At 73.3% G+C, this 1,184-nt stretch carries 3 protein-coding genes; 1 reads left to right on the plus strand and 2 read right to left on the minus strand.

The features are described from left to right. The first annotated feature begins 86 nt into the window (after window positions 1-86). Window positions 87-269, plus strand: a complete 183-nt coding sequence (locus H5J33_RS35940; protein WP_258565637.1) for a hypothetical protein — start codon at window positions 87-89, stop codon at window positions 267-269. 329 nt (window positions 270-598) lie between these two features. Here the strand turns inward: H5J33_RS35940 and H5J33_RS38175 are convergent, their stop codons facing one another. Further along, window positions 599-739 carry a hypothetical protein gene (locus H5J33_RS38175; protein ID WP_258565638.1) on the minus strand — a complete coding sequence of 47 codons (141 nt, stop codon included), beginning with the start codon at window positions 737-739 and terminating at the stop codon, window positions 599-601. Window positions 740-849: 110 nt separating this feature from the next. Next, window positions 850-1,184: zeta toxin family protein (locus H5J33_RS38180; protein ID WP_258565639.1), on the minus strand; the 335-nt coding region annotated here is incomplete at its 5' end.

Genomic DNA, 1,184 nt, shown 5'->3' on the forward strand with positions numbered 1-1,184 from the left:
TTTCGTATCAGCGTCCGTCGGACCGGCTCTGACTTCTCCGCCTGGAAGGCGGCGAGGAGCAGGCGGCCCAGGAGGCCGCCCAAGAGGTGGTCAACTGGTACAACACCCAGCTCCTCGAGGAGCGCCGCGTGCCGGTGCCGAACGAGGACCGGGTGGAGGAGCTGAAGGCGGGCCGGGAGGCCGCCCTCGCTGACGGGGCCCAGCTGGCGACGGCGGATCCGCAGGAGGCCGGTCGGATTGCCGCTGTCTACGCCGCTCGGCTGAAGTAGCTCAAGGAGTCGTAGCCCGCGGCCGTGCTCGGTAGGGGCAGGGGCCACGGGGGCGGGTGCGGGCGGTCGAGGCGAGCCGGCTGCACCCGCGCGGGCATCAGCGGCCGGGTGAGTGCGGCGATCTCGTCCAGCTCCTTCCGGTGCTGGGGCAACGCCCGGCGCAGGCCTTGGTGGAGCCGGAGGAAAGCCTCGGCCTCCTGCTCGGTGTAGTGGCGGAGCCCCTCCGCTGTCAGTGCCCACGACGCCTGTCCGGCGCCGCCGCTCTGTTGCGCAGGAGGGCCTGGCCGTCCCGGCGGATCACCGTGATGGCCGCGATCTGCGGGTGCTTCTCAGCGAGGGCGACGATGCCGGGCGAGCGCGCGGAAGCAGGTGTCGTGTCCCAAGCGGCTGGTGAACCGGCCGATGCCGCCGCGCTGCAGGGCGCGGGCGTAGCGCAGCGCGGTCGCCAGCCGACTGTCGGCCTCGCGCACGGCCAGGACGACGAGTTCGACGGTAGCCGCCGGCGGCGAAAGGCACCGCGCCGGCGAGGAACTCCTCCACGCTGCCGGGGGCGGCCTTGATGAGAACGTCGCCGCGCCGGTCACGGACGTACTGCTCGGCCCAGGTGAACCGCCCGGTAGTGGGCGCGGATCGCCGCGCCGGCGCTGCGCGGGGCGTCGCGCAGCAGGGGTGAGAAGTAGTCGGGGTGCTGGGCCTTGAAGCCGTCACCGACCAGCCGGGTCGTTCCGGGCCGCATCGCGCGGCGGACCATCCGGGCGGCCAGCAGCTTGCACGCCCCGGGCTGCCCCATGACGTAGACAGCGCGCGGATCGTCCCGGGTGACGATGCCGTTCAGGTAGGACGGGACGATCAGCTCGTCGAAGACCCACCGGTGCTCGGTGGTGGAGGGCCGGTGGTAGTCGACGCCCGGCGCGC

The organism is Streptomyces sp. WELS2, assembly GCF_013870595.1.
Lineage (GTDB): Bacteria > Actinomycetota > Actinomycetes > Streptomycetales > Streptomycetaceae > Streptomyces.